Annotated in this window: 1 protein-coding gene and 1 pseudogene; both read right to left on the minus strand. The window is 74.6% G+C overall.

Translation table 11 applies throughout. The annotated features are described in order from the left end of the window. On the minus strand, positions 1-422 hold a 422-nt coding region (rsmD, locus tag HG543_RS53940), incomplete at its 3' end, for a 16S rRNA (guanine(966)-N(2))-methyltransferase RsmD (protein ID WP_169352715.1). A 25-nt stretch (positions 423-447) separates the two neighbouring features. Then, positions 448-783 (minus strand): annotated as a pseudogene (locus HG543_RS53945) (hypothetical protein); the annotation flags it as partial.

Genomic DNA, 783 nt, shown 5'->3' on the forward strand with positions numbered 1-783 from the left:
ATGTGCATAAGAGACAGCTCCAGCACCGTCTCCACCACCCGCGCCGCGTAGGGCGGGTCCGCGAAGATGAGCTCGAAGCGCTCCCCGCGCCGCCCCAGCGCCGCCAGCGCCCGGTCCACCGGCTGCGCGAGCAGCTCCACCTGGGCGCCGAAGCCCAGGAAATCCGTGTTCTGCCGGCAGAGCGCCTGGGCCTCGCGGTCCTGGTCCACCAGCACCGCCCGCCCGGCGCCGCGCGAGAGGGCCTCCAGCGCCAGGGCGCCGGTGCCGGCGTACAAGTCGAGCACGCCCTGGCCGTCCAGGAACTGGCCGAGAATGTTGAAGATGGTCTCCCGGACACGGTCCGCCGTGGGGCGGATGTGCCGCGACGTCGGCTTCGGGCCGGCCAGCGCGCGGCCCTTCGCGGTACCAGCGACGATTCGCATGGGAGCCTTCTACACCGGCTGGAGGTCAGTCGCCCTCGTTCCGTGCCAGCGCGCGCATGGAGGGCATGCCGGTCCGGGTGGCGCCCAGGCTGGAGAGGACCTCGACGGCCTCCGCGAAGGACAGCGCCTCCAGCTTCTCGCGCGCGGCGGGCTCCGGCGGGGGCAGCTGCTCCTCCAGGACGCTGAGCAGCTCTCCCGGTGGCAGCCCCGCGGCCGCGGCCTTCTCCTCCACGCTCGCGCGAGCCTCCGCGGGCCAGGCCCCCAGCGCGAGCCGCGCGAAGGCGCCCACGCAGTCCACCTTGCGCGCCCCGGCCGCCACGTAGGTGGGCAGCACCTGGGGAAGCCCCACGCCCACCTCCCC

Source organism: Pyxidicoccus fallax, assembly GCF_012933655.1.
In the GTDB taxonomy this organism is placed as follows: Bacteria; Myxococcota; Myxococcia; order Myxococcales; family Myxococcaceae; genus Myxococcus; species Myxococcus fallax.